Origin of the sequence: Ensifer adhaerens, from assembly GCF_002940685.1 — a bacterium.
Lineage (GTDB): Bacteria > Pseudomonadota > Alphaproteobacteria > Rhizobiales > Rhizobiaceae > Ensifer > Ensifer adhaerens_E.
In genome coordinates this window covers 25,833-50,927 of sequence record NZ_PNFP01000028.1, presented here as the reverse complement: position 1 = coordinate 50,927, position 25,095 = coordinate 25,833, and the positions used below count along the sequence as shown (strand labels likewise).

Sequence of the window (25,095 nt, the reverse complement as noted above, 5' to 3'; positions counted from 1 at the left end):
CAACAACAAGAGAGAGGAACCCATGAAAACCATACTTCTTGCCGGCACCATGCTGATGAGCGCGATCGCACTCGGCCATGCCCGCGATCTGACAGTCGCCCAGAGCTCGGACATCCGCAGCAATGAGCCCGGCGTCAACCGGGACGGCAACACCGACTCGGTGATCTTCCACATCGTCGAAGGTCTCGTCGGCTATGCCGAAAACGGCGAAGTGAAGCCGCTGCTGGCGAAAAGCTTTGAGGCCTCCGCCGATGGCCTGACCTATACGTTCAAGCTGCGCGACGACGTGAAGTTCCACAACGGCAAGGCGCTGACCGCTGACGACGTGGTCTGGAGCTGGAACCGCTACATGAAGCCGGAGACCAAGTGGACTTGCGCCGGCGATTTCGACGGCAGCAAGTCGATCAAGGTGACGAACGTCGCTGCGGTCGATGCTTCGACCGTCACCATGAGCATCGAGAAGCCGTCGGCCGTGTTCCTTGGCCTGATGGCGCGCCCCGAATGCGGCTACACCGGCATCGTCTCCAAGGATTCCGTCGGCGCCGATGGTGCCTATGTCGCGCCCATCGGCACCGGCCCGTTCAAGTGGGCCGAATGGACGAAGGGTGAGTATGTCCGGCTCGAAAAGAACGCCGACTACCTTTCGCCCGCCAATGACGGCAAGCCGGATGGCATGGTCGGTTCGAAGCGGCCGCTCGTCGACGGCATCAAGTTCATGGTGATCCCGGACGCCTCGACCGTGAAGACCGGCCTGCTTTCGGGCGCGCTCGACACCGCCGAAGTCTCGGCCGATCTCATCGCCGAGTTCAAGGACAGCGACACGATGCAGCTCATCGTCAAGCGCAACAACGGCAAGAACCTGCTCTACTTCCAGACCCGCGACAAGATCCTGAGCAACGTTAAGGTCCGCCGCGCCATGGCCGAGGCGCTCGACCTCGACCAGCTCGTCGCCGCCGTCTCCAACGGCACAGGCGAGGCCAACGCCTCGATGGTCTCGGCCGACTCGATCTTCTACTCCGACGTCCAGAAGAAGAAGATTCCGATGGATCTGGAAAAGGCGAAGAAGAACCTCACTGACGCCGGCTACAATGGCGAACCGATCACCATCATCGCCAACAAGCGCGGCAACGTGCCGAGCTTCCCTGCCGCCGTCATCGCCCAGGCGATGATGCAGCAGGTTGGCCTCAACGTGCAGATCGAAGTGCTCGACTATGCGACCCAGGTCGATCGCCGCCGCTCCGGCAACTACCAGGTGATCTCGCAGTCGGTGTCGCCGCGCCTCGATCCGGCGCTGATGTACAGCTTCTATGTCGGCAACAAGGACAAGAACGCCTCCTTGATGTGGGACAACCCCAAGGCGGTCGAACTGATGAAGGCCGCCTATGTCGAGGCCGACCCGGCCAAGCGCCAGGCGATCTTCGACGAGTTCCATCAGCTGATGCTCGACGAAGTCCCCGGCATCTTCATGTACGACATGGTCGACATCTGGGGCGCGACCAAGAAACTGCACGGCCAGCCGGTCTGGCAGTCGAACACCCGCCTCTGGGAAGTGACGCTCGACGACTGATCCGGCTTCGGTCGCTCATCAACGACGGGATGGCGGCGGATCAGCCGCCCTCCTCATTTCATTCACAAACACACCGATGCGATCGCGCTCGCCGTCGCAAAAGGAAGATTCATGCCCAAGCCAGCCGCACTGACCGCCCTTGTCGACACCATCGAAGCGCTGAAACCCGAATTCGCCGCGATGAGCGACACCATCTGGGCGCATGCGGAACTGAGCTTCCACGAGGAAAAGTCGGTCGCGACGCAGATCGCGATGCTGGAAAAGCACGGCTTTGGCGTGACGCGCGGGCTGGCCGACATCGACACCGCCTTCGTCGGGGAGACGGGCGAGGGCGGTCCGGTGATCGCCTTCCTCGGCGAATTCGATGCGCTCGCGGGCTTGAGCCAGGTGGCCGGCGTGGCGGAGGCGCGGGCGGAGATCGAAGGTGCTACGGGGCATGGCTGCGGTCACAACCTGCTCGGCACCGGCTCGCTGCTCGCCGCCGCAGCACTTGCCCGTTACCTCAAGGACAACAAGTTGCCGGGCACTGTTCGGTACTATGGTTGTCCGGGCGAAGAGGGTGGCTCCGGCAAGACGTTCATGGCGCGCGCCGGGATCTTTGCCGATGTCGACACGGCGCTCACCTGGCATCCCGCACCTTTCAACGGCGTGCGCTCGACCAACAATCTCGCCGTTCTCGAAATCTACTACCGCTTCAAGGGCGTTGCCGCGCACGCGTCGAACGGAGCGCATCTCGGTCGTAGCGCGCTCGATGCGCTGGAACTGATGAATGTCGGCGTCAACTTCCTCCGGGAGCACATGCCGCAGGATTGCCGTGTGCACTATGCGATCACCGATGCCGGCGGCAAGGCGGCAAACGTCGTGCAGGCCCGTGCCGAGGCGCTCTATCTGGTGCGCGCGCCGCAGATGCCGGAGGCCTTGGCGCTCGCCGCCCGTATCGACAAGATCGCCAAGGGGGCGGCGATGATGACGGAGACCGAGGTTGAGATCGTCTTCGACCGAGCCGCGACCAACCTTCTGCCCAACATCACGCTCGAAACGGCGATCCACGAAAACATGGTGGCGCTCGGCCCGGTGCCCTTCGACGAAGCGGACATCGCCTTTGCCAAGGAGATCCAGAAGACGCTCACGCCGGAGGCGATTTCGAGCAGCATCCGGCTCTACCAGATCAAGGGCGACGTCTTTGCCAACAGCCGCATGGACGGTTCGACTGGCCTGCATCTCGGCCTTCGCGACTTCGAGGGCCAGTCACATTTCCGCGCCGGCTCGACCGATGTCGGCGACGTCAGCTGGATCACCCCGACGGCGCAATGCTGGGCGCCCGCCTGGGCGATCGGCACCGCGCCGCACACCTGGCAGGTGGTGGCGCAGGGCAAGAGCCCGGCGGCCCACAAGGCTTTCGCCCATGCGGCCAAATCGCTGGCCGCGACCGGTCTCGACCTGATTCTCGACCCTGATCTTCTTGCGCGGGCTAAGGCCGAGTGGCGCGAAAAGACCGAGGGCAAACCCTACCAGTGCCCGATTCCGGACCACATCGGCCCCAAGCTCTGACTTCATTTTTTTGATGGTCCCTAACGCCCGCGCAGTGACGCGGGCGTTTCGTTTTCTGACGTCTGGCACGTCCGTCTGCCGGACGCCTGCGGCGCCGAATGCCGTCCGACTCTTGACGCGAATCGCAAGCTCCGGCATCTCTGTTACGGAGTTTTCCGAATAAGTGCCGATTGGCCGTATTTGAATTGAATCTCTGTTAGCGCGATGTGGCGCCGTTGAGCCGCTGACGCGCGCAAGGAGTATGGCAGAATGAATATGACGGCAACCCAGGCAAGACAGGACGCGGGTCACTCCCAGGCACGCCGTCCGGCCGACGAAGCGATCGCGGCCGATGCTCGCGCGCTTTCCGAACAGTTGAAGGCGATGCGTGAGCGCCTGTTCGCGCCGACGGCGATGAAGACCTTGCGCAGCTTCACCTCGGGCGAGGCGGCCAAGCTGATCGGCGTTTCTGACGGCTATCTGCGCCAGCTCTCGCTTGCCGGTGAAGGCCCGCAGCCCGATACCGGGCTTGGCGGCCGCCGCTCCTATTCGCTCTCCGACATCAATGCGCTTCGCCGGCACTTGGCCGAACAGGCGCTTGCCAAGGGCAATGCCGCCAAGGCGCGCAGCTATCTCAAGTGGCGCGATGCGGAAGCGGGCGAACACCTGCAGGTGATCTCGGTCACCAACTTCAAGGGCGGCTCCGGCAAGACCACATCGTCGGTGCATATCGCGCAATATCTGGCGTTGACCGGCCACCGCGTGCTCGCCGTCGACCTCGACCCGCAGGCGTCGCTGTCCGCACTCTTCGGTTACCAGCCGGAACTTGACCTTACCGGCAACGACACGCTCTATGGCGCGATCCGCTACGATGCCGAGGCGCGGCCGCTGAAGGACATCATCCGCAAGACCTATTTCGACGGCCTCGACCTCGTGCCCGGAAACCTCGAGCTTCAGGAATTCGAGCACACGACGCCGCAGGCGCTCAGCGCCCGCCACAACGGCGCCGATGCCGGCCCGCTGTTCTTTGCCCGCGTGCAGGCGGCGCTTGCCAGCGTTGCCGACGACTACGACGTCGTCATCATAGACTGCCCGCCGCAGCTCGGTTATTTGACGCTGTCGGCGCTCTGCGCCTCGACCTCCGTTGTGGTGACCGTTCATCCGCAAATGCTCGACGTCGCCTCGATGAACCAGTTCCTCTACATGACCTCGGACCTCTTGAGCGTCGTGCGCGAGGCCGGCGGCGAACTCAACTTCGACTTCCTGCGCTACCTCGTCACCCGCTTCGAGCCGAATGACGGGCCGCAGGCGCAGATCGTCGGCTTCATGCGCTCGCTCTTCGGCGATCGCGTGCTGACCTCGGCCATGGTGAAATCGACGGCGGTTTCCGACGCCGGCCTGACGAAGCAGACGCTCTACGAAGTCGGGCGCGAGAATTTCACCCGCGCCACCTATGACCGGGCGATTGAATCGCTGAACGCCGTCAACGGCGAGATCGAAACGCTCATTCACGCGGCTTGGGGGCGCTGATCGGCATGGCTGGCAACCGCAAGAACGAACTGCGTGCGCTCTTTTCCGGCAACGTCGCCCCGACGGCCCCTGCTGCGGAGGCTGACGACAAGGCGCCGGCGGCAACCGGCGTGCAGCCGGTAAAGCCCGTGGTCGTCCCTGCCGCCCAGGCCGATGTGCCGCGGGCGGCCTCCGGCGCGATCAAGGCCATGGGGCTTTCGCTCGGCAGCATCACCCGCGAGGCGGAAGAGGCACGCGCGCTGCGCGAGGCTTTGCACCAGGGCGAGCGCGTCGTCGAGCTTGATCCGGATCTGATCGATGCCTCCTTCGTCGGCGACCGCCTGACCGATGGCGAGACCGACGATCCCGAGTTCCTGGCGCTCGCCGACAGCATCCGCGACAGCGGTCAGCAGTCGCCGATCCTGGTGCGCCCGCACCCGGAGAAGCAGGGCCGCTACCAGACCGCCTACGGTCACCGTCGTCTCAACGCCGTGCGCAGCCTCGGCATCAAGGTCAAGGCGATCGTCCGCCCGCTTTCCGATGACGAGCTGGTGCTCGCCCAGGGCAAGGAAAACGCTGAGCGGCGCAACCTTTCCTTCATCGAGCGGGCGATGTTTGCCTCTGCCCTGGCCGATCGCGGCTTCGACCGCAAGGTGATCGGCGAGGCGCTTGCCGTGCAGAAGAGCGAGCTTTCCCGTCTTTTGCAGGTGGCCGAAGGCGTACCGCCGGTCATCGCCCGGGCCATCGGCCCGGCGCCGAAGGTCGGCCGCGAGCGCTGGATGGCGTTCGGCGCGCTGCTTGAGGATTTGGCCGCCGTGGAAACGGCGCAGGAGGAATGCCGCTCGCGCCGCTTCCTCGAAGCCGAAAGCGACCAGCGGTTCCAGATCGTCTTCACTCGCCTGTCGCGCAAGCCGAAGCCGGAGGCAGCGGCGAAGCCGGAAACGCTGCTTGACGCGGGCGGTCGCGCCTTCGCCAAGCTCAAGCGCGACGGCAAGAATGCCCGCATCGAGTTCTCAGCCGATGTCGATCCCGCCTTCATCGACGAGGTCGTCGAGTTGCTTGCCAAGCGGCATGCAGTCTTCGCGGCAGGCCGCGAAGGCTGACCTAAGCCCGGCTTCTTCAAGGTTCCAATCGGGCCTGCGTGACGCTCTCACGCAGGTCCGATTCGTTTTCCAGAAGGCGCCGGTGGCAGGTCGCCGCGGGCAGCCCTTTCCGGGCGCGGATATCACCTCCATCCAAGAAATATTTTCGGCCGCGTCAGGGCGGCGACAGGAGGTCGCGGCGCCCTTGAGGCGTCGGGCCTTGCCGTTGCAGGAAGCCCACAGAAAGGCGCTAATCGACCGCGGGTCCCGGCTCGAAACGGGGCGTTGGAAGGGACTTGTTAACCTTCATTTCCTATCGGTTAGAAGGCCCCGCGGCGATGTCTCTAGCTCTTCCAGGACCCATGCGTATTCCCAGGACAAACTTCTCACAGGCTGCTTTGCATGATGCAAACCAGGCGGATTATTTCGATGGTCCGCAGGATGATGCGTTGAGCGGTATGCCCACCCATGAGGCGGAAACCGCCGATCCCTATCAGTTGTACGAGGCGCCGTCGGCGCCCCGCCGGCCGGCAAACCAGCAGGTCGAAACCATGAACCGTGCGACCCGCCTCTACGGGCAGGGTTCCGCCTACGCTCCTGCACAGGTGACGTCGACGATGAGCGAACCCTTGCCGACCCTTTCGGAGATTGCCGGCCACTACGGCGACAGCACCTGGGAGAGCCATTTCTTTCTGGCGCCGAACGTGCGCTTCACCCGCACGCCCGAACGCGAATTCATGAAGCGGCGCGCGCCGCAGGTCGAAGAAAGCGAAACGACAGCCGAGGTCGAGGAGACCATCGGCGCGGTGGCGGCGGAGCCTGCGCCCGTTTCCGTGGAAACTGCCGAGGCCGTCGTGACGGCCCCGGTCGAGCCTGCGCTGGTCGAGGCCTCTGCCTCCGCCACGGACGAGGCGACGCAGGTCGAGGTCCCACTGCCGTCCTATAGCCCGTCCGAACTGTTGCGCATGCTGACCAACCAGCTGCCGACGTGGACCGCGGCGCAAAACACCATCGAGCCGGCCATGCTCGAGCACGCCGAGGCCGCCGCCGAGGACAGCGTTGCGCTTGCGCCGGTTCTCACGACGCCGATCGCCGTGACCGAGCCGGTGGCGCAGGCGGCAGCCGCTACGTCCGCCGATCCGGGTGCCCAGCATTCTGTCTTCCTGTCGGATTTTGCGTTCTTCGAATTCGGCCCGGCCGACGATGCCGACGTTGCCGACGCGCAAACCGCGCATCCGAAGCCCTTTGTCGAGACGCCGGCCCCGGCACCGATGACGCCCGTCGTCGCTCCTGTCGCTGTGGTTGCGCCGCCGGTGCCCGTGCGCTCGGTCGAAATCCGCCGCATGCCGCCGACGGCGATCACCTCGCTGTTCCGCGTCGTCGACGTCCGCGGCGCAAAGGTCGAGACTGTCGCGATTTCGCATGAACAGGCTTCCGCGGCTGCGGAAGATCCGGTCGTAACGCCGGTGCACACTGTCGTTGCCGATGCGCCTGCAGCCATGGCTGCGGCCGAGCCGGAAATCATCGAGGTCGAGCCGGTCGAGATCGAACAGCCGGCACCTGTCGCGTCGAAAGCCGCAATCACCATGCCGGCACAGGTTACCCGCGCGCCGAACACGATGCCGGCGATCGGCGTGGTTGAACGCACATTTGCCGGGGATGCCTACGAGTTTCCGTCCGAGGACCTCCTGCAGGAAGCGCCTGTCGGCCAGGGCTTCTTCATGACGCAGGAGCAGCTGGAGCAGAATGCCGGCCTGCTTGAAAGCGTGCTTGAGGACTTCGGCGTCAAGGGCGAGATCATTCATGTTCGCCCCGGTCCGGTCGTCACGCTCTATGAATTCGAGCCGGCACCGGGCGTGAAGTCGTCGCGCGTCATCAACCTTGCCGACGACATTGCCCGCTCCATGTCGGCGCTTTCGGCGCGCGTTGCGGTCGTGCCCGGCCGCAACGTCATCGGCATCGAACTGCCGAACGCGACCCGCGAGACCGTCTATTTCCGCGAGCTGATCGAGTCCGTCGATTTCCGCAAGACCGGCTACAAGCTGGCGCTTTGCCTCGGCAAGACGATCGGCGGCGAACCGGTCATCGCCGAGCTTGCGAAGATGCCACATCTGCTCGTCGCCGGCACCACCGGCTCGGGCAAGTCGGTGGCGATCAACACCATGATCCTGTCGCTGCTCTACCGGTTGAAGCCGGAAGAGTGCCGCCTGATCATGGTCGATCCGAAGATGCTCGAACTCTCCGTCTATGACGGCATCCCCCACCTTTTGACGCCCGTCGTTACCGATCCGAAGAAGGCGGTGATGGCGCTGAAATGGGCCGTGCGCGAGATGGAGGACCGCTACCGCAAGATGTCGCGGCTCGGCGTTCGCAACATCGACGGCTACAACCAGCGTGCCGCTGCCGCTCGCGAGAAGGGCGAGCCTGTGATGTGCACCGTCCAGGCCGGCTTCGAGAAGGGTACCGGCGAGCCGCTGTTCGAGCAGCAGGAGATGGATCTCGCGCCGATGCCCTACATCGTCGTCATCGTCGACGAGATGGCCGACCTGATGATGGTTGCCGGCAAGGAGATCGAAGGCGCGATCCAGCGGCTGGCGCAGATGGCGCGCGCCGCCGGTATCCACCTGATCATGGCGACGCAGCGTCCCTCGGTCGACGTCATCACCGGCACGATCAAGGCCAATTTCCCCACCCGCATCTCCTTCCAGGTGACCTCGAAGATCGACAGCCGCACCATTCTCGGCGAACAGGGTGCTGAACAGCTGCTCGGGCAGGGCGACATGCTGCACATGCAGGGCGGCGGACGCATCGCCCGCGTGCACGGCCCGTTCGTTTCCGACCTGGAAGTCGAACACGTCGTGGCGCACCTGAAGACGCAAGGTCGACCGGAATATCTCGAAACCGTCACGGCGGAAGAAGAGGAAGAGGAGCCGCAGGAAGAGACGCCGGTGTTCGACAAGAGCGCGCTTGCGTCGGAAGACGGCAACGAACTCTACGACCAGGCGGTCAAGGTGGTACTGCGCGACAAGAAGTGCTCGACCTCCTACATCCAGCGCCGTCTCGGCGTCGGCTACAATCGCGCCGCCTCGCTGGTCGAGCGCATGGAAAAGGAAGGCCTCGTCGGCCCGGCAAACCATGTCGGCAAGCGCGAGATCATCTACGGCAACCGCGACCACATGAGCGCCCCCGACAACGACGACATGGATTGATACCGGTCGTAGGCGCTGCCTCAAAAACACGGATTTCAAGCCGTCGCTGACAGGTTGTTGGCGGCGGCTTTTCTATCTTGGAGTTGGTGGTAGTGTCGCGTGCGCCAGGCGTGGTTGCGATGCTTCCGGCCCGGATGTCGCGCATGGGATGATCTGATCGGTGCAAGCAGTGGCGCATCACCGCAATGAGACAACGCTCTGGCGAAGCCTAGCGGTTGCCCTCATCCTTCATGCCATCGCCGTCTTGGCGCTTTTCTTCCTTCCACCACCTCAGCAACCCGTCGCGACCCCAGACGAGGCGATCGCCGTTGAGATCCTGGACTTGCCGCCGCTTCGCCCTGACGTGGTGCAGCCAGCGTCCGGACTGCAGGATGCACCGCCTGCGGCGCAGCCGGTTCCGGAAACGAAGACGGCTGTGGAAGCAGCCACGCCGCCACCGGATACCTTGCCGATCATTCAAGCAAAGCAGTTCTTTTCGGCGGCGATACTCGCCGACCCGCGTAGCAGGCAGGCGCTGGAAGGGCTCTCGCAGCTTGCAGCCGATGAGCGGATCGTCCAGCTCTGCAATCTCGAGGCAATGGAGCAGGTCCATCGCTGGAAGGCGGACTTCAGGCCGGACACGCTCACCGCCTACGCAATGGCCAAGATCAGGCTGGCCGGCCGGAACCTCCGCGCCGATGGGGCCGCCTTTCGCAGCAAGGGCCGCTGGTTCAACATCAAGTTCGGCTGCGCTGTGGCGCCGGATATCAAGAGCGTCATCGCCTTCGAGTTCCAGGTTGGTGATGAAATTCCGGAAAGCGAGTGGGAGGCGCATTTCCTCTCCGCTGACGCCAAAACCCAGTGATCGGGGCAATGGTAGAAATCCGGTCGTTGGTGCGCGCTTTGGCGAATTGTCCCAAGCTGGCTGCGCAGGCGGATCACGCCGAGGCCGTTCCGCCTTTGGCGTGGCCCGCGCGGCAGCAGTTTTTGAGCTGCTTCCCTGATCCGCAGGGGCAGGGGTCATTGCCGCGCAGTTGCAGCTTGCCGACCAGCGGCAAAAGCGCCGCGGAAGGAAGGAAGCCTGCCATCAGGATCGCCAATCTGGCGGAAATGCCAGGAATGACCAGCCGGCGACGGGCCTTGAAACCGCGCCAGGCGCAATCTGCCACATATTCCGGACTGGCTTTCGGCAAAGCCTTGAACAGGGCAGCCCTGTTGGCGCCGGACTTTTCGAGGAATTCGGTCGATACCGGCCCCGGCGCAACGCAGGTCACCGTTACGCCCGTCCTTCGCGTCTCCTGGTACAGCGCTTCGGAAAAAGAGCGAACGAAGGCTTTGCTCGCATAATACATCGCCATGTACGGACCGGGCGTAAAACTCGCGACGGAGGCTAGATTGATGATGCCGCCACGACGACGCGCGACCATGCCCGGCAACAGGTGCAGGGTGAGGTCGGCAAGCGCGCGAACATTGACATCGATCATGCCAACCTGGTCGGCAACCGGCAGAGCGGTCGCAGCGCCACGCAGACCATAGCCGGCACTGTTGACAAGCACGTCGCAGACGAGGCCTTCGCGTGAGAGAAAGTCTTCGAGGATGCGCGTCGCATCATGGCCGGAAAGATCGACCGGCAGGGAGAATGCCTCGCCGCCCGCTTGCCTGATCGCGGACTCCACGACGCGCAACCCTTCGATGGATCGCGCGACCAGAACGACCGGCGCGCCGTCTCGTGCCGCCAGCTCGGCAATCGCCCTGCCTATGCCCCGGGACGCTCCGACAACGACAATGGCGGGCCGAGTTGATTGATGCGATGTCATGCCGATGGCTCCGACGCAGCGCTTGACGGGTTGTCGGCTTCGGAAAGGCGCGCCACTTCCTCGGCGATCTGCCCGTTCAAGATTTCCTCGAAACGCGCCAGGGCGCGCGCGACGTTGGCGCCGTCCATGACGCGGTGGTCATAGTGGATTCTCACGGTGACCGATCCGTCGTCACCGATCGGCCCATAGTTGAAGATCGTCGTCAAAGGCGTCAGCGGATTGAGCGATTCCGCGCCCAGGCCGGAATAGACGGACAATTGGAAGGTACCGAACCGGTGGCCCCGTTGACGACCCATGTTCAGGCTGAGCCACATCAGCAGCCGCCGCAAGGGCGCCGGCAACCGCGCGATCTTCAGCGCCCGCCGGAATTCCCTGATCTCGAGCACCGGACGGGACCGCGCCTCCTGGAGCAGGGCGCTCAATTCAGCAATGGACCGCCGTTCGGGTGTCTTGATCGTATTGAGAAGCACAACCCGTTCACCTTCATGCTCGCGCTCGTGGGCAACGGACGCGATGCTTCCGGGGTATTCATAGAGTTGCGGTCTCGGCAGCTTGACGTAAGCCCGGCGAAGCTCCGGTGTCTCCGTCGAAAGCAACCCGTAGCCCTTGAGAAACAACACCATCCACGAGGGCCGATCCGATCGGCCTGCGCGGGCTTTGTGCAACGCGCTGATGTTCATCTGTCGCTGCACCGTTACCCGGGGAACGCCGATCGAAAATCGCATCAGATCTCCGACAAGGCGTCTTGCCGCAGAAAGCTTGACCGGTCGGCCGCGCATCGTGCCACCTCTAGTAAAGATAGGGAATAATTCGCTTCGTTCTGTCCATGTAGGCGCGATATTCGGGGCCGAAGAATTCGAGCATCAGGCGCTCCTCCTTGTCCACACGCAGGAAAAAAAGCACAGCGAAGCCAAGGACACCGACGAGGCCAGCCACCCAGTTCGACAGCAGAAACATTTGCCCAACGCCCATGAGCAGGAAGCTGGTGTACATCGGATGGCGCACGAGGGCATATGGCCCCCTGCTGATCAGTTGATGTTTTTCGCGGATTTCCAGTGAGATCGACCAGTTTCGGCCAAGTTCCTTGTGGGTGCGGCGGAACGTCCAAAGAGCCATGGCAAAGATGACGCCGCCAAGAACCACCAACCACGGAGACGCGGGATAGTCGGCAAAGGCGGGGATTCCCGTTGCAACATAAAATGCCGGCAGGATCGCAAGGCCGAGCAACGCGGCAGCCAGGCCAATCGTATCGGTCGCCGAGCGGCGACTGCTCATCACCCGCACGCGCTTTGCACGGCGCTCAAAGGGATAACGGATGACGTACCAGGCAATGATCCCTATGACCCAGACGATTTCGCCGATGGAAGCGACAGACATGTTCACGTTGTATCACCCAAGCTTTCTTGCTGCAGGTTCGGTCACCGAAACGGCAAGCGCAGATGAGACTGCCACGCGCCGCCTCGACCTGACAAGGTATCGAACGTCAGCAGCCAACCGGTAGCCATGATCAGCAGCCATTGTCAGCAGGCAAGGGTGTTGGTGGCAGCGGGTGCTGGCGCAATCGATCCGTGTCGACCGTTTGGAGGAGTGTGCGTTGCTTCAGCCTAGCCGCCGTTCATCTCGCGCAGCCTCGTGATGAACTGCTGGGGCCTGAGCCAGATGCCTGGTGTCTTGTAGCCCATGGAGCGCGCGATGTCGGCGACAAACGCGTTGCAGTTGTAGACTGACGCCTGCCAGAACTTTGCTTCGGCCTTGAGTTTTCGGATCTTGGCGACGACGTCGCGATACTCCGGCTCCGTCAACATGACGCGCCAGCTCGCGGACCTGTATTGTTCCTCCAGATCACCGTCGCTGGCGCCGGTTTCGGCCGGAACCGGCAAAACGTGACCAATGACATAGGGAGCGGTGTCGCTTGTCGCGGGGGCAAGGCCTGCAACTTCCGGATTGACCATTGCTCCAGATTTGCTGAGCTGGCCGAAAACCACGTAGGAGTGGCCGTAACTGAGCGCATAACGCGAGCGGAATTCGATGAAATAGCCCTGATCGCGCTGCTGTGACGTGGTGCCCGCATAGCTTGAGACAAATCGTGGCTGCGGGGCCTTGTCTTGCGATTGACACGCCGTAACCGCCATTGCGGCCAGGACAGCGAAGGAAATGCGACCTCGTGAACGCGTCATTATTGCGTCATCTCTCCCGAGTTCTGATGGGCCCGTGACTATGCCACTCCAGGTGGCTTTTCGATCCGCGCGCCGCGATGTGTGGCCAAGCCGGCCACGATCAGACAGGGCGGGGAGGACCGTGAGATCCTCCCCGAACTAAGGTCGGTAACTACTTGTAAACGGGCGCTGGTTCTTCGGCCACCGGTGGTGGCGCCTTGCCCTTGCCTTTGCCGATCGTTCCGCAAGCCGCGAGACTGGCCACGGAAAGCAACGCAACTGTCACGATTAGAATTCTGCTCATCTATATTTCCTTTCCTCTGTTATCGGAATGGTTATTCGAAGGCAACACTCACAGTATTAGTAGCAATTCGCGATTCGGCCTAGTGCGGAAAGAGCACACCCATTGGTCGGCTTATCGTTACCGAACTTCAAACAGTGTATCAAAGTCATGTGGGCCCTACTCCAATACCGCAGTAAGATAGAGTGAGTGTTCAAATGATCAATACCTGAGTTCCAATTGGCGTGCGGGCGTAGAGATCGACGATGTCGTCGTTCGTAAGCCGGATGCAGCCATTGGAAACGGCCTGCCCGATCGTCCAGGGCGCATTCGTGCCGTGGAGGCGAAACTTGGTGTCCTGGCCGTTGCGATAGAGGTATAGGGCTGACGCTCCCAAGGGGTTGTGAGGGCCGCCGGAAACCCCACCGGCGTATTGCGCCAGTTCCGGTTTGCGTCGGATCATGCTTGCCGTGGGTGTCCAGGACGGCCACTCGGCTTTTCTTCCGATGACGGCCCGCCCCTTGAGGGTAAGGCCCTCCTCTCCGACGCCGATTCCGTAGCGCATCGCCCATCCGCCATTTTCGACCGCGTAGAGGTAGCGTTGCGATGTGTCGACAACGATTGTGCCGGCCGGCTCGTTGCCGTCGTATCGGACGTGCCGCTTTCGGTAGCGGCGGTCGACGCCCGGCGTGCCGCCGTACAGGGATGGGAAGGAAACGCCTTGCCAGGTCGAACTGCACCCGGCCAACAGGCTAAGACTTCCGGCGAGCAGAAATCTCCGTGTAATGCGGTGATTGTCCATCTTTACCTGCTGAGAAAAATGGTACGCCCCGACTCGCTTTTAGCATTACAATGCTCTTCGGCCAAGTTCCAATAAATCAATCTGGGCTTGGCGACAGGATAGGCAAATGGCGCCGCAAGTTTGTGGGGCCTTGTACCGGGGAAATGCATGGAAAGGATTGTATAACCGGGGGCGGGTTCTGGGCGCGGCGCATGATTCCAGGCAGGAATTCTTGCGATTCCTGTGTGTTGTTGCGGCAGAGGGATGGAAGGTGAAGCCCTGACGTTGCATTTGATGAAATGTCTTGCGATGTCGTGCGTGCCCGAATAGTCGAAACGCGTAAATTAGGAATGGCAGCATGAATTTAGGCTTCGCTGGCAAGGTAGCGCTCGTGACCGGTGCGGGTTCGGGAATTGGCAAAGCCGTGTGTCGGCAGATCGCTGCCGAGGGGGCAGAAGTGGTGGCTGCCGACGTTGACGCTGAAGCGGCGCGTCGGGTCGTTGCAGAGATTCGCTCGAACGGTGGCAGGGCCCATGACGTGGTCGTCGATGTTTCTGACGCCGCCGCCGTGGAAAAGTTGGTGACCTTCGCCGTGCGGACCTGCGGCGGTCTGCATCTGGCGGTCAACAATGCCGGCGTCGACGGCGTCCGCAAGGCGACCGCCGACTATCCGCTCGATGGCTGGCACGCATTGATGAATGTGAACCTGCACGGCGTCTTTTACTGCATGAAGTACGAGATCGCAGCCATGGCGGCCCAGGGTGGGGGCGCCATCGTCAACACGTCTTCCATCTTGGGTTCTGTCGCTCTGCCGGCCGCCGCCGCCTATACGGCCGCCAAGCATGCGGTGGTTGGGCTGACGAAGTCTGCTGCAATCGAGTATGCCCGAACGGGAATTCGCATCAATGCCGTGGCGCCCGGTTGGATCGATACGCCGCTCTCGGCGGAGAATGCGGACGCGGCAAGAAGCAGGCGCATCATGTCTCTGCAGCCCATGGGTCGCCTCGGTACGCCTGAGGAGGTCGCTGCTCTGATCTGTTTCCTGTTGTCGGAGCAGGCGAGTTTCATCACCGGGAGCGTTCATCTCGTCGACGGTGCCTACACCGCTCACTGAGCTGGCTGCATCGCCCAGCCGTTGAATTTCTTACCCTTCTCTCGGGCCTCATGGCCCTGCGCCGCGCGTGGCAATCGCGTTCTTCCGCGTACGCTTCGCCCAAAATAAAAACGTTTTTATTTTTCTTGAAAACGTTTTTATTGGCTGCTACCTCTGTGTTCAGGAGAAGCTGCGAGCCTGGGAGGGTGCATGGCGACTGAGATGCACAGGGCCCGGCGCGCGCCGACGCCGACGATCAAGACCCTGGCCGAGATGACGGGCTATTCCATCGCCACGATCTCGAAGGCCTTGCGCGAATCTCCGGTGGTCGCGCCTGCGACTCGAGACATCATCTACAAGGCGGCGCGTGAAGTCGGCTATCAGGCGAACGCGCGCGGCATGGCGCTTCGCACCGGCAAGAGCTTTCAGGCCGCCGTGCTGATGCCGGTGACCGCGGCGCGCGACTACGAATGGGACGGCGTCGAATACACCCAGACCCTGAGCGGCATCAGTCAGGCGCTCGAAGGCACGGACTACCGCATGTCCGTGCATGTGATCCGCGACGCCGCCGACGGCGCGGACGCGGCGCGACGCATCGTCGACCAGGGGCTTGCCGATGGCCTGATCTTCTCCGGCATTCTTGCCGAGGACCCGCGCATCGACCTGCTCGTCGCCGAGCATTTCCCCTTCGTTTCGATGGGGCGCTGCCGCAAGGAACTGGACTATGCCCATGTCGACATCGACAACGAATGGGCGGCGCATGCGGCGACCGCGCGGCTGGTCGCCGGCGGCCACCGGCGGATCGCGCTCGTCAATCCGGAACGGCGGCTTTCCTATGCGCTCGACAGGATCGACGGTTTCGTCCGCGCGTTTCGCGAGGCGGGTCTCGATGCGCCGATGGACCTGATCGCCGAGGGCGATCTCTCGACCCATTTCGGCCGGCAGACGGTGATCGACTTCCTGCAACGGGACGACGCCCCAACCGCCTTCGTCTGCATCAACGAATCCACCACGCTCGGCGTGCTCTCGGGGCTTGGCAGCCTCGGGCGGCAGGTCGGTGTCGACGTCGACGTCATCGCCTATGACGACATCAATGTCAGCGCCTATTTCACGCCGCCGATTACCACCTTCTACCAGCCGATCGAGGTGCTTGGCCGCACCCTCGGACAGTTCCTGCTGCGCCGCATGGAGGGGGAGGACCCCAAGGCGCTCAGGCAGGTCTTCAGGCCGACTCTGATCGCGCGCCAGCCCGACAATCTCGGCGGCCGCCTGACACAAAATTAATCATCAAAAGGAGGAGAACCATGAAAAAACTGATGATTGCCCTGGCTGTTGCAGCCCTTGCTTCGAGCGTGTCCCATGCCGCCGACCTCGGCGGCAAGCTGTTGAAGGTCGGCTCCGACACGACCTCGCCGCCGATGGAGAGCATCGACCCGGCAACCGGACAGGTCGTCGGCTTCGACGTCGATGTCGTCAATGCGGTCTGCGCCAAGATCAACTGCCAGGCGGAGTTCATCACGACGGGGTGGGACGGCATCTTCGCCGCGCTCGACCAGGGCAGCTTCGATCTCGTTGCCTCCGGCGTCTCGATCACCGAGGAGCGCAAGAAGGCGATGGACTTCTCCGATCCCTACATCGTCAACAGCCAGGCCGTGCTGATGCGCGCTGACGACCAGGGCATCACGCTCGAAGCCTTCAAGGACGCCGGCAGAAAGCTCTCCGCCCAGGCGAACACCACCGATGCCCAGGTCGCCGAGAGCGTCGTCGGCAAGGAGAACGTTGCCGCTTACGACACGTTCAGCGCCGCGATCATCGCGCTGAAGAACAAGGACGTCGACGGCGTCGTCATCAACGGCGCCAACGCCGCCGCCTACGAGCGCGAGTTTGCCGGCGAGCTTGTCGTTGCCATCAAGGACCTCGAATCCGATCCGCTCGGTCTCGTCTTCCGCAAGGGCGACGAAAACGTCGCGGCCTTCAACGAAGGCCTGAAGATGATCAAGGACGACGGCACGCTCGACCAGCTGATCAACAAGTACTGGGGCCTCAAGTAGGCTCATCCTGCCGATCCGGACCCGGAGCGCGCCCGCGTTCCGGGTCTTCCGTCCGTCTACTATGCCCCCGGAGGAATGAATGTCGTTCCTGAGAAGCGTGCGTCCGAGCAATCTGATCATCCTGACCGCGCTGCCCTTCATCATCTATCTCTTCATTTCCTCCGGCGACTATCAGCGCTCGCTGCGGGCGATCCTCGGCGTCGAGAACGGCTCGTCCGCTTTCGTGCCCGGCTTTCTGGCGCTGGCGATCGCCTTTGCATCGGGCATCGCGGTGCTCGTGTTCTCGCGCGCCAAGGCGCCGCGTCCGCGGCTCGCCAACGTCGCGGCGCTCCTCAATCTCGGCGCGGCCGCTGTTCTCGTCATCGGTCACAATATCCATCCCTTCATCACGTCCGTCGTCGCCAACGGTGTCGACCCGTTCAAGTCGACGCTGATCGTCAAGGGCGTGACGCCACGGCAATTGACCGAGGCTGCGGATCTGATGGTGCAGGGCGTCGAGGCCTGGCTGTTTCCCGCCTATCTGGCCATCACGCTTGTCGGCCTCGGGCTTCATTTCCTGAGCAGCCGTTCCGATGCCGCTCCCGACGGAAAGACGAGGCGCATCGCCCGCTGGATCATCGGTCTCATCAACGGTACGGGTCTGGTCTTCGTTTTCTTCTTCGCCCATATCGCCTTTGCAGCCGGGGTCGCCACCACCATTCGCGCGGCGATCGCCGCCTATATCCTCGCGGCGCTCATGGGGCTTGTCTGGGTCGGGTTGCTGCAGCTGCACTCGACGGTCCGGACCAGCCTCTACTTCGCGATCGCCACCCTGGTGCTCGCCCTTGCTGCCGGCTGGTTCCTCATGCAGCCGCGCGACACCTATGTGCTCGCCGGCACGCTCGACGGCAAGGTCGGCATCATCACCAACACGCCGGCGGGCCTGATTAGCGCGGTGCGTTTCGGCCAGTATGACGGCGCGCCGCAGACGGAAACGCCGGTGCGCACCTTCGTCGGGCCCAAGGAGGCGCTGGCCTCGATCGCCAAGGGTGAGGGGGTTTCGGCGGCGCTGTTGCCGGCCGCTGCCGCGCCCGCCGACATGCCGGTTCTCTGGAAGACCGAGGCGCTCAACGACCGCGATCGCGCCGCCGGCATTACCGTCGCCGTGCTTGCGATCATCCTTGGCCTGCTGACCTTCGGCGGCTACCTGCACCAGCGTCATCCGCTGGCGATCGGCTCGGAATTCATCGTCGATACGATCCGAGGCATTCCGATGCTGGTGATCGTGCTCTATGTCGGCCTGCCCTTGAGCGGGGCGCTGAAGGACGCAACACAAGGCGTGCTCGATCCGCCGAACCTGATGCGCGGTATCGTCGCCATGGCGCTCGCCTATTCGGCCTATCTTGCCGAAATCTTCCGCTCGGGCATCAACGCCATTCCCGTCGGCCAGGTCGAGGCGGCGCGCAGCATCGGCCTCAACCGCTGGCAGACGGCACGCCTCGTCGTCCTGCCGCAGGCCTTCCGCATCATCATTCCGCCACTCGGCAACGAACTGATCGCGATCCTGAAAGACACCTCGCTTCTGTCGATCCTCTCGATCCGCGACATCACCCAGCGGATGCGCGAGTTCCAGTCGGCAAGCTTCCTGCCGTTTGCGCCCTATAACTCGGCGGCGATCTTCTACATCTTCCTGACGTTGGCCGCGGCAAGCCTCGTCAACATGGTCGAGCGGAAATATGACATCAAGCACCGCTAGGCGACCGACGGTCCTGATCACGGGGGCCTCCCGCGGGCTCGGCGCGGGACTCGCGCGGCTCTATGCCGAAGACGGCTGGCGGGTGATCGCCTGCCAGCGGGCAGCTGTTCCGGTCGAAGATGCGACAGATCGGCTGACGCTGGACGTTGCCGATCCCGCATCGATCGACGCCTTGGGGCGGTCGCTCCGGGGTGTTGCGATCGATGTGCTGATCAACAACGCGGCCGTGCGCGGCGACACGGGCGGTCTGGCGACGCTTGAGGCAGACGACTTTCTCCAGGTGATGCGCGTCAATGCGCTCGCGCCGCTTCTGCTGACGCGGGCGCTTCTTGCCAACCTTAAGGACGGCAAACGTCGGGTCGTCGCCAATATCAGCAGCAGGGCGGGGTCGCTGGCCGAAGGCACGCTCGACGACGACGACGGCGATTATGCCTATCGTTGCTCGAAGGCGGCGCTGAACATGGCGACGGTCAAGCTCGCGCAGGATCTGAAGGGCGACGGGATTTCCGTCGTCTCGCTGCACCCCGGCTGGGTGCAGACGGACATGGGCGGCAGCGACGCCGTCATTTCGGTGGCGGCGAGTGCGGCCGGGCTGAAGGCGATCATCGACAAGGCAGATTTGGCCGCTAGCGGCAGTTTTCGCGCCTATGACGGGCAGCGGGTTTCGTGGTGACAGGACAGGGAAAATGGCAGAGACAGATTTGAGAACCGAGCGGGAACTGGCGACGATCCGCGCCTGGCTCACGGAGACCTACGGCATCGAGGCGAACCTCGCGCCGCTGCCGGGCGAGCACGATCTCAACTATCGCGTCACCGCTGCCGATGGCCAGGAGTACCTGCTGAAGCTGCATGCTGCCGGCGATGCGGACGAACTCGACATGCAGATGGCGGTGCTCGAACACCTCTCTGCCAAGGCACCGGCTCTGCCGATCTCGCGGGCGTTTCGCGCTCGCTCAGGCGGCGCTACCAGCAAGATCGAGCTCCGCGGCTCGCGGACGGCGCGGCTCCTGTCCTGGCTGCCCGGCGACACCTGGGCCAAGGCGCCGCTGCGCGAGGCGGCGAGTGCCGAAAGCCTCGGCCGGTTGCTTGCCGGCCTCGACCGCAGTCTGGAGGACTTCTCCCATGCCGGTGCCAAGCGGCTCTACGCTTGGGACATCGGCCGCGCCGACATGCATCGAAAGCATGTCGAGCTGATCGATGGTGCCGACAAGCATGCGGCGGTCGGCGCGATCCTCGACCATTTCGCCTCGACGGTCCTGCCGCGCCTGACGACCTGCCCGATGCAGGTCATTCACAACGACGCCAACGACTACAACGTGCTGCTCGACAAGGACGGTACGGTCAGCGGCCTTCTCGATTTCGGCGACATGGTCGAAACCTTCAGGGTGATCGAAATCGCCGTCGCTTCGGCCTATGCGCTGATCGGCTCGGCTGATCCGGTCGGCACGATTGCCGCCCTTGCCGGCGCCTACCACCAGGTCAATTGCTTGAGCGAAACGGAAGTCGAACTGGTTTTCGATCTTGTCATGACCCGCTACGCCGTCAGCATGTGCATGGCGGCAAAGCAGATCCGCGAAAACCCTGAGAATACCTATCTGCTCGTCAGCCAGGAGGATGTCTGGCGCGAGTTGAACCGTCTGCAGGGCGAGAACCATTCGATCGCCATCGCGCGCATCCGCGACGCCTGCGGTCTGGCGCCGATCCCGCATGCGGCCGCCGTCGTGCGCTGGCTTGAAAAGAACGCGCATGACTTCACGCCGATCGTTCGTCCATCGGTCGACAAGCCGAAAGTGACGGTGTTCGATTTCTCGGCCACCGGGCCGGAGGCCGCGCAGTGGGCAAGCCTCGATGCGGCGGAAGCCGAAGTCCGCATCATGGCGCAGGTCGGCCGCGAGGGCGCGGCCTTCGGCGTCGGTCTTTATGGCGAGGACCGCGGGATCTATCAGGGTGATGCCTACGAGACGGCGGGCGCTCGGCGCTCGGTGCATCTCGGCGTCGACATTTTTGCCCCGGCCGGCGAGCCGGTGTCCGCACCTTTTGCCGGCAAGGTCGCCTTCATTCACGACGACGCCGTCGCCTACGGGTTCGGCCCAACCGTGCTTCTCGAACACGAGATCGACGGCGGTGCGCGTTTCTGGACGCTCTACGGTCATCTCTCGCGCGACAGCGTCGCGAAGCTTTCCGCGGGGCAGGCGATTGCCAAGGGCGAGGTTTTCGCCGCCTTCGGTTCCGCAAACGAAAATGGCAACTGGGCGCCGCATCTGCATTTCCAGGTCGTCACCGATCATCTCGGTCTTGGCGGCCAAATGCATGGTGTCGGCGTGCGCGACCAGTGGCAGGTCTGGCGCGAGGTGAGCCCGGACCCGAGCGTCGTGCTTGGGCTGTCGGTCCCGGTCTCGGTGATTGTGCCGCGCGACAAAGCCTTTCTGGTGCGCGAGCGCCATCGTCGCATCGGCCGGTCGCTGAGCATTGCCTATAGCGCCACCCCCTTGAAGATCGTCGGCGGCGAGGGCGCGCATCTGATCGACGAGGACGGCACGCGCTGGCTCGACATGGTCAACAATGTCTGCCACGTCGGCCATTGCCACCCGCGCGTCGTCAAGGCGGCGCAGACGCAGATGCAGCGGCTGAACACCAATTCGCGCTACCTGCACGATTCGCTGGTCGAATATTCCCGCAGGCTTGCCGCGCAGTTCCCGGATCCGCTGAACATCTGCTTCTTCGTCAATTCCGGCAGCGAGGCGAACGATCTCGCGATCCGCCTGGCGCGCGCCTATACCGGCAACCGCGACATCATCACCGTCGACCATGCCTATCACGGCCATCTGTCGAGCCTGATCGACGTCAGCCCCTACAAGTTCGCCGGCAAGGGCGGCGAGGGCCAGGCGGCGCATGTGAAGGTCTCGGAAATGCCGGATCTCTATCGTGGGCGCTATCGCTATGACGATGCGGATGCGGGCCGGAAATATGCCGAGGACGTGCGCAACCAGGTGGCAGCGCTTGCCGCCGACGGCCGTCGCCCGGCGCTGTTCTTCAGCGAAGGCATTCTCGGCACCGGCGGTCAGCTGTCGCTGCCGGAAGGCTATCTGCGTGAGGCCTATGCCCATGTGCGCGCCGCAGGCGGCCTCTGCCTTGCCGACGAAGTGCAGGTGGGCTTCGGCCGCGTCGGCAGCCACATGTGGGCGCATGAGTTGCAGGGTGTCGTTCCCGACATCGTCACCATGGGCAAGCCGATCGGCAACGGCCACCCGATGGCGGCCGTCGTCACGACGGAGGCGATTGCCGCCTCGTTCGCCAATGGCATGGAATACTTCAACACCTTCGGCGGTAATCCGGTCTCGGCCGAGATCGGCCTGGCGGTGCTCGACGTCATCCGCGATGAGCGGCTGATGCACCATTGCCGCGTCGTCGGCGACAGGCTGATGGACGGGGCGCGGGCGCTTGCCCAAAAGCACGCGATCATCGGCGATGTCAGAGGCCATGGCCTCTTCAACGGCATCGAATTGGTGCGGGATCGAGAGACCCTGGAGCCGGCCGCGCGCGAGCTCGATTTCGTCATCGCCGAGATGAAGCGGAAGCACCGCATTCTCTTGAGCAGCGAGGGGCCGCACCACAATGTGCTCAAGGTGAAGCCGCCGGCACCCTTCAGCGTCGAGGATTGTGACTATTTCCTCAACGCGCTCGACGAGACGCTGGGACGCCTAAGCGTCTGAAGCAAAAGCGAAAACGGCCGCCATTTGGTGGCCGTTTTGCTGTCGGGCATCGCCTTCAACAGCAAAATCTGATCGACGCGATTTTTCCCTTTACAAGAAAGTTAAACGTTTTTATCGTGCATATAAACGTTTAACTTGGTGCTGTTTTTGAGCCTTTGGCCCTATTGCAGCGCTCCGCCGGCAGGGAGGGCCCGTTGGCAGCGATCCGCATCGACAATTTGCGCAAAGGCTTCGGTTCGCTTGAAGTCTTGAAGGGTATCAACCTCGATATCGCCGACGGCGAGTTCGTCTGCTTTCTCGGTCCGTCCGGTTGCGGCAAGAGCACGCTGCTGCGCTCGATTGCCGGTCTCGAGGATCTCGACGGTGGTTCGATCCATCTCGGCGAGCGCGACATCACCGATATCGCCTCGGCCAAGCGCGATATCGCCATGGTCTTCCAGAACTACGCGCTCTACCCGCACATGAACGTGCGCAAGAACCTCTCCTTCGGCCTGGCGCTGAACGGCATGAAGCGCGACGAGATCGATCGCCGTGTCGACAACGCCGCCGACATCCTGCGCATCAGGGAGCTCTTGGCCCGCAAGCCGCGCCAGCTCTCGGGCGGCCAGCGCCAGCGCGTCGCGATCGGCCGTGCGATCGTGCGCGAGCCGAAACTTTTTCTGCTCGACGAGCCGCTCTCGAACCTCGATGCCGGCCTGCGTGTCACCATGCGAGTCGAGCTTGCAGCCCTTCACGAGCGTCTCGGGGTGACGATGATCTATGTCACCCACGACCAGGTCGAGGCGATGACGCTTTCCGACCGCGTGGTCGTTCTCGACAAGGGCAAGGTCAGCCAGTTCGGCACGCCGCTCGAGCTCTTCTACCAGCCGGCGAACCTGTTCGTCGCCGGCTTCATCGGCTCGCCGCGGATGAACTTCGTCACATCAGACGTGACCGGGCAGGTTGACACCTCGGTGACCCTCAATGGTGGCGGTCTCGCCCATCCGCTGACGCTCGAAATGCTCGCCGCAGCGCCGATCGCCAAGCCGAAGTCGGTGACGCTCGGCATTCGCCCGGACAAGATCGAGCTGGTTTCGGCCGAGGAGGGTCACCTCGTCGGCGACGTGCGCCTCGTCGAGCGGCTCGGCACGGAAAGCCACGTCCATATCAGCCTTCAGAACGGCGGCGACATGACCGCGGTCGTGCGCGGCACGCATCCGGTTTCCGCCCGCGAGCGCGTGCACCTGCGCTTGGCCGCAGAGCATTGCCATCTGTTCGACGGCGACGGCCAGGCGGTCGCGCGGCGTCTCGATGTCGAGACGCAGACGCTCATCAATCAGGAAAAGGCAAAGCGGGTCGCGTAACCCGAACGAGGAGGAGAAACATGCTCAACAGGAAGTCGATCATCGGCTCGCTGATGGTTCTGGCGATCGCCGGAACCGCAACGGCTCGCGCAGAAGAGACCTTGCGCTTTGCGACCTGGGATACGGACGAAAGCTTGGCGATCCAGCAGGAAATCGCCAAGAAATTCGAGGAAAAGCATCCGGGCGTGAAGGTCCAGGTCGAACCTTACGCAGATGGATACGATCAGAAGCTGATCGCGGCCTTCGGCGCCGGCAACCCGCCTGACGTCATGTATATGTGGAACTTTCCGCAATATTACACGTCGCTGAAGCCGCTCGACGACCTGATCGCCAAGGACGCGGCCGAGATCAAGCCGGACGATTTCCCGAAGGGCCTGATGAACACGGTCCGTGTCGAGGGCAAGACCTACGGCATGCCCTCGGGCTTCACCACCCAGGTGGTTTTCTACAACAAGGACATGTTCGCCAAGGCCGGTGTCGAGGAACCAAATGACGGCTGGACCTGGGACGACCTGCGCGCCAAGGCCGCCAAGTTCCGCGACGAGCCGAACAAGGTCTATGGCTTTGCCGTCGACGCCAAGCCGGACCCCTATGACTTCGAGCAGTTCCTCTGGTCGAACGGCACGAAGTACATTTCCGACGACGGCAAGAAGATCGACGGCTACATGAACAGCGACGCGGCAGCGCAGGTGCTCGACATGTTCGGCGACATGGCCAAGAAACAGGAAGCGATCACGCTGAACCTCGGCGACGACACGACCGGCAGCACGCTGTTCAAGGGCGGCAAGATCGCCATGTTCCAGAGCGCCATGTGGTCGAAGTCGGGCATCGACGCATCCGGCATCAAGTATGGCGTAGCACCACTGCCGAAGTTCGGCGACAAGACCGCCCACTCGGCACTCGGCGTCTCGGCGATCTCGATCGCCAAGGATGCGGCCCATCCGGATCTCGCCTGGGAATTCGTCAAGTTCTTCTCCTCGCCGGAAGCCGTCGCCATGCGCGTCAACGACCTGCCGGTGCGCACGAGCGTTGCTGAAGAAAAGGGCATGACCAAGGACCCGATCTACAAGCCCTTCTTCGACATTCTGGCGACCTCCAACACCGAGACCCACGCGTTTCTGAAGAACGCCAATTGGGGCAAGGTCCAGGACAATCTCGCCCGCGCGATCGAGGCGACGATGATCGACCAGGGCAATGCCAAGCAGCATCTCGACGATGCGGTCAACCGCTCCAAGCGGCTGATCAAGTAA

20 protein-coding genes are annotated in these 25,095 nt (G+C 63.2%); 14 read left to right on the top strand and 6 right to left on the bottom strand.

The features are described 5' to 3' along the window. The first annotated feature begins 22 nt into the window (after positions 1-22). From C1A35_RS33720 to C1A35_RS36920, 6 genes are all read left to right on the top strand, one after another. A complete protein-coding gene (locus tag C1A35_RS33720) occupies positions 23-1,567 on the top strand; it encodes an ABC transporter substrate-binding protein (RefSeq protein WP_104668581.1) in 1,545 nt (514 codons plus the stop codon). A gap of 111 nt (positions 1,568-1,678) precedes the next feature. Next, on the top strand, positions 1,679-3,118 hold the full coding sequence (locus tag C1A35_RS33715; protein WP_104668580.1) for a M20 family metallopeptidase: 1,440 nt from the start codon (positions 1,679-1,681) through the stop codon (positions 3,116-3,118). Positions 3,119-3,367: 249 nt separating this feature from the next. Next, the gene (gene repA, locus C1A35_RS33710) at positions 3,368-4,627 is read left to right on the top strand and encodes a plasmid partitioning protein RepA (protein WP_104668579.1); all 1,260 of its coding nucleotides are present in this window, start codon (positions 3,368-3,370) and stop codon (positions 4,625-4,627) included. A gap of 5 nt (positions 4,628-4,632) precedes the next feature. After that, a complete protein-coding gene (repB, locus tag C1A35_RS33705) occupies positions 4,633-5,709 on the top strand; it encodes a plasmid partitioning protein RepB (protein ID WP_104668599.1) in 1,077 nt (358 codons plus the stop codon). A gap of 341 nt (positions 5,710-6,050) precedes the next feature. Continuing rightward, entirely contained in the window at positions 6,051-8,897 is a 2,847-nt protein-coding gene (locus C1A35_RS33700; protein ID WP_104668578.1) for a DNA translocase FtsK, read from the top strand. A 160-nt stretch (positions 8,898-9,057) separates the two neighbouring features. Next, entirely contained in the window at positions 9,058-9,741 is a 684-nt protein-coding gene (locus tag C1A35_RS36920) for a DUF930 domain-containing protein (RefSeq protein WP_234823111.1), read from the top strand. A gap of 73 nt (positions 9,742-9,814) precedes the next feature. Here C1A35_RS36920 and C1A35_RS33690 read toward each other — a convergent pair whose 3' ends face one another. From C1A35_RS33690 to C1A35_RS33665, 6 genes are all read right to left on the bottom strand, one after another. Beyond that, positions 9,815-10,693 carry an SDR family NAD(P)-dependent oxidoreductase gene (locus C1A35_RS33690; RefSeq protein WP_104668577.1) on the bottom strand — a complete coding sequence of 293 codons (879 nt, stop codon included), beginning with the start codon at positions 10,691-10,693 and terminating at the stop codon, positions 9,815-9,817. Continuing rightward, positions 10,690-11,472 (bottom strand): hypothetical protein, encoded by a 783-nt coding sequence (locus C1A35_RS33685; protein WP_104668576.1) that lies wholly within the window; start codon positions 11,470-11,472, stop codon positions 10,690-10,692. Before C1A35_RS33685 ends, C1A35_RS33690 begins: the two co-directional genes overlap by 4 nt. Before the next feature lie 10 nt (positions 11,473-11,482). Beyond that, entirely contained in the window at positions 11,483-12,070 is a 588-nt protein-coding gene (locus tag C1A35_RS33680) for a protein-S-isoprenylcysteine O-methyltransferase (protein WP_104668575.1), read from the bottom strand. Positions 12,071-12,297: 227 nt separating this feature from the next. Further along, positions 12,298-12,870 (bottom strand): hypothetical protein, encoded by a 573-nt coding sequence (locus tag C1A35_RS33675; RefSeq protein ID WP_104668574.1) that lies wholly within the window; start codon positions 12,868-12,870, stop codon positions 12,298-12,300. Between the two features lie 151 nt (positions 12,871-13,021). Next, a complete protein-coding gene (locus C1A35_RS33670; RefSeq protein WP_077963089.1) occupies positions 13,022-13,153 on the bottom strand; it encodes an ABC transporter in 132 nt (43 codons plus the stop codon). A gap of 190 nt (positions 13,154-13,343) precedes the next feature. After that, positions 13,344-13,931 carry a L,D-transpeptidase gene (locus tag C1A35_RS33665; RefSeq protein WP_104668573.1) on the bottom strand — a complete coding sequence of 196 codons (588 nt, stop codon included), beginning with the start codon at positions 13,929-13,931 and terminating at the stop codon, positions 13,344-13,346. Positions 13,932-14,268: 337 nt separating this feature from the next. Between C1A35_RS33665 and C1A35_RS33660 the strand changes: the two genes are divergently transcribed. The 8 genes from C1A35_RS33660 (at position 14,269) to C1A35_RS33625 (ending at position 25,095) form a co-directional block, all read left to right on the top strand. Continuing rightward, entirely contained in the window at positions 14,269-15,024 is a 756-nt protein-coding gene (locus tag C1A35_RS33660) for an SDR family NAD(P)-dependent oxidoreductase (protein WP_104668572.1), read from the top strand. Between the two features lie 189 nt (positions 15,025-15,213). Beyond that, the gene (locus tag C1A35_RS33655; RefSeq protein WP_234823110.1) at positions 15,214-16,287 is read left to right on the top strand and encodes a LacI family DNA-binding transcriptional regulator; all 1,074 of its coding nucleotides are present in this window, start codon (positions 15,214-15,216) and stop codon (positions 16,285-16,287) included. 20 nt (positions 16,288-16,307) lie between these two features. Then, positions 16,308-17,054 carry a transporter substrate-binding domain-containing protein gene (locus C1A35_RS33650; RefSeq protein WP_104668571.1) on the top strand — a complete coding sequence of 249 codons (747 nt, stop codon included), beginning with the start codon at positions 16,308-16,310 and terminating at the stop codon, positions 17,052-17,054. 79 nt (positions 17,055-17,133) lie between these two features. Next, a complete protein-coding gene (locus C1A35_RS33645) occupies positions 17,134-18,789 on the top strand; it encodes an amino acid ABC transporter permease (protein WP_104668570.1) in 1,656 nt (551 codons plus the stop codon). Continuing rightward, positions 18,770-19,462, top strand: a complete 693-nt coding sequence (locus tag C1A35_RS33640; RefSeq protein WP_104668569.1) for an SDR family oxidoreductase — start codon at positions 18,770-18,772, stop codon at positions 19,460-19,462. The genes C1A35_RS33645 and C1A35_RS33640 overlap by 20 nt, the downstream gene beginning before the upstream one ends. A 13-nt stretch (positions 19,463-19,475) precedes the next feature. Further along, the gene (locus tag C1A35_RS33635; RefSeq protein ID WP_104668568.1) at positions 19,476-22,502 is read left to right on the top strand and encodes an aminotransferase class III-fold pyridoxal phosphate-dependent enzyme; all 3,027 of its coding nucleotides are present in this window, start codon (positions 19,476-19,478) and stop codon (positions 22,500-22,502) included. Positions 22,503-22,696: 194 nt separating this feature from the next. After that, positions 22,697-23,845, top strand: coding sequence for an ABC transporter ATP-binding protein (locus C1A35_RS33630; protein ID WP_104668567.1), 1,149 nt, complete (start codon positions 22,697-22,699; stop codon positions 23,843-23,845). Between the two features lie 20 nt (positions 23,846-23,865). Next, on the top strand, positions 23,866-25,095 hold the full coding sequence (locus C1A35_RS33625; protein WP_104668566.1) for an ABC transporter substrate-binding protein: 1,230 nt from the start codon (positions 23,866-23,868) through the stop codon (positions 25,093-25,095).

Bases quoted from the DNA above. Each gene is read 5' to 3' on its own strand.
- C1A35_RS33640 (WP_104668569.1), top strand. From the start codon at position 18,770: ATGACATCAAGCACCGCTAGGCGACCGACGGTCCTGATCACGGGGGCC.
- C1A35_RS33680 (WP_104668575.1), bottom strand. From the start codon at position 12,070: ATGTCTGTCGCTTCCATCGGCGAAATCGTCTGGGTCATAGGGATCATT.
- C1A35_RS33645 (WP_104668570.1), top strand. From the start codon at position 17,134: ATGTCGTTCCTGAGAAGCGTGCGTCCGAGCAATCTGATCATCCTGACC.
- C1A35_RS33670 (WP_077963089.1), bottom strand. From the start codon at position 13,153: ATGAGCAGAATTCTAATCGTGACAGTTGCGTTGCTTTCCGTGGCCAGT.
- C1A35_RS33675 (WP_104668574.1), bottom strand. From the start codon at position 12,870: ATGACGCGTTCACGAGGTCGCATTTCCTTCGCTGTCCTGGCCGCAATG.
- C1A35_RS33685 (WP_104668576.1), bottom strand. From the start codon at position 11,472: ATGCGCGGCCGACCGGTCAAGCTTTCTGCGGCAAGACGCCTTGTCGGA.
- C1A35_RS33655 (WP_234823110.1), top strand. From the start codon at position 15,214: ATGGCGACTGAGATGCACAGGGCCCGGCGCGCGCCGACGCCGACGATC.
- C1A35_RS33720 (WP_104668581.1), top strand. From the start codon at position 23: ATGAAAACCATACTTCTTGCCGGCACCATGCTGATGAGCGCGATCGCA.
- C1A35_RS33635 (WP_104668568.1), top strand. From the start codon at position 19,476: ATGGCAGAGACAGATTTGAGAACCGAGCGGGAACTGGCGACGATCCGC.
- C1A35_RS33650 (WP_104668571.1), top strand. From the start codon at position 16,308: ATGAAAAAACTGATGATTGCCCTGGCTGTTGCAGCCCTTGCTTCGAGC.
- repA (WP_104668579.1), top strand. From the start codon at position 3,368: ATGAATATGACGGCAACCCAGGCAAGACAGGACGCGGGTCACTCCCAG.
- repB (WP_104668599.1), top strand. From the start codon at position 4,633: ATGGCTGGCAACCGCAAGAACGAACTGCGTGCGCTCTTTTCCGGCAAC.
- C1A35_RS33625 (WP_104668566.1), top strand. From the start codon at position 23,866: ATGCTCAACAGGAAGTCGATCATCGGCTCGCTGATGGTTCTGGCGATC.
- C1A35_RS33690 (WP_104668577.1), bottom strand. From the start codon at position 10,693: ATGACATCGCATCAATCAACTCGGCCCGCCATTGTCGTTGTCGGAGCG.
- C1A35_RS33700 (WP_104668578.1), top strand. From the start codon at position 6,051: ATGCGTATTCCCAGGACAAACTTCTCACAGGCTGCTTTGCATGATGCA.
- C1A35_RS33665 (WP_104668573.1), bottom strand. From the start codon at position 13,931: ATGGACAATCACCGCATTACACGGAGATTTCTGCTCGCCGGAAGTCTT.
- C1A35_RS33715 (WP_104668580.1), top strand. From the start codon at position 1,679: ATGCCCAAGCCAGCCGCACTGACCGCCCTTGTCGACACCATCGAAGCG.
- C1A35_RS33660 (WP_104668572.1), top strand. From the start codon at position 14,269: ATGAATTTAGGCTTCGCTGGCAAGGTAGCGCTCGTGACCGGTGCGGGT.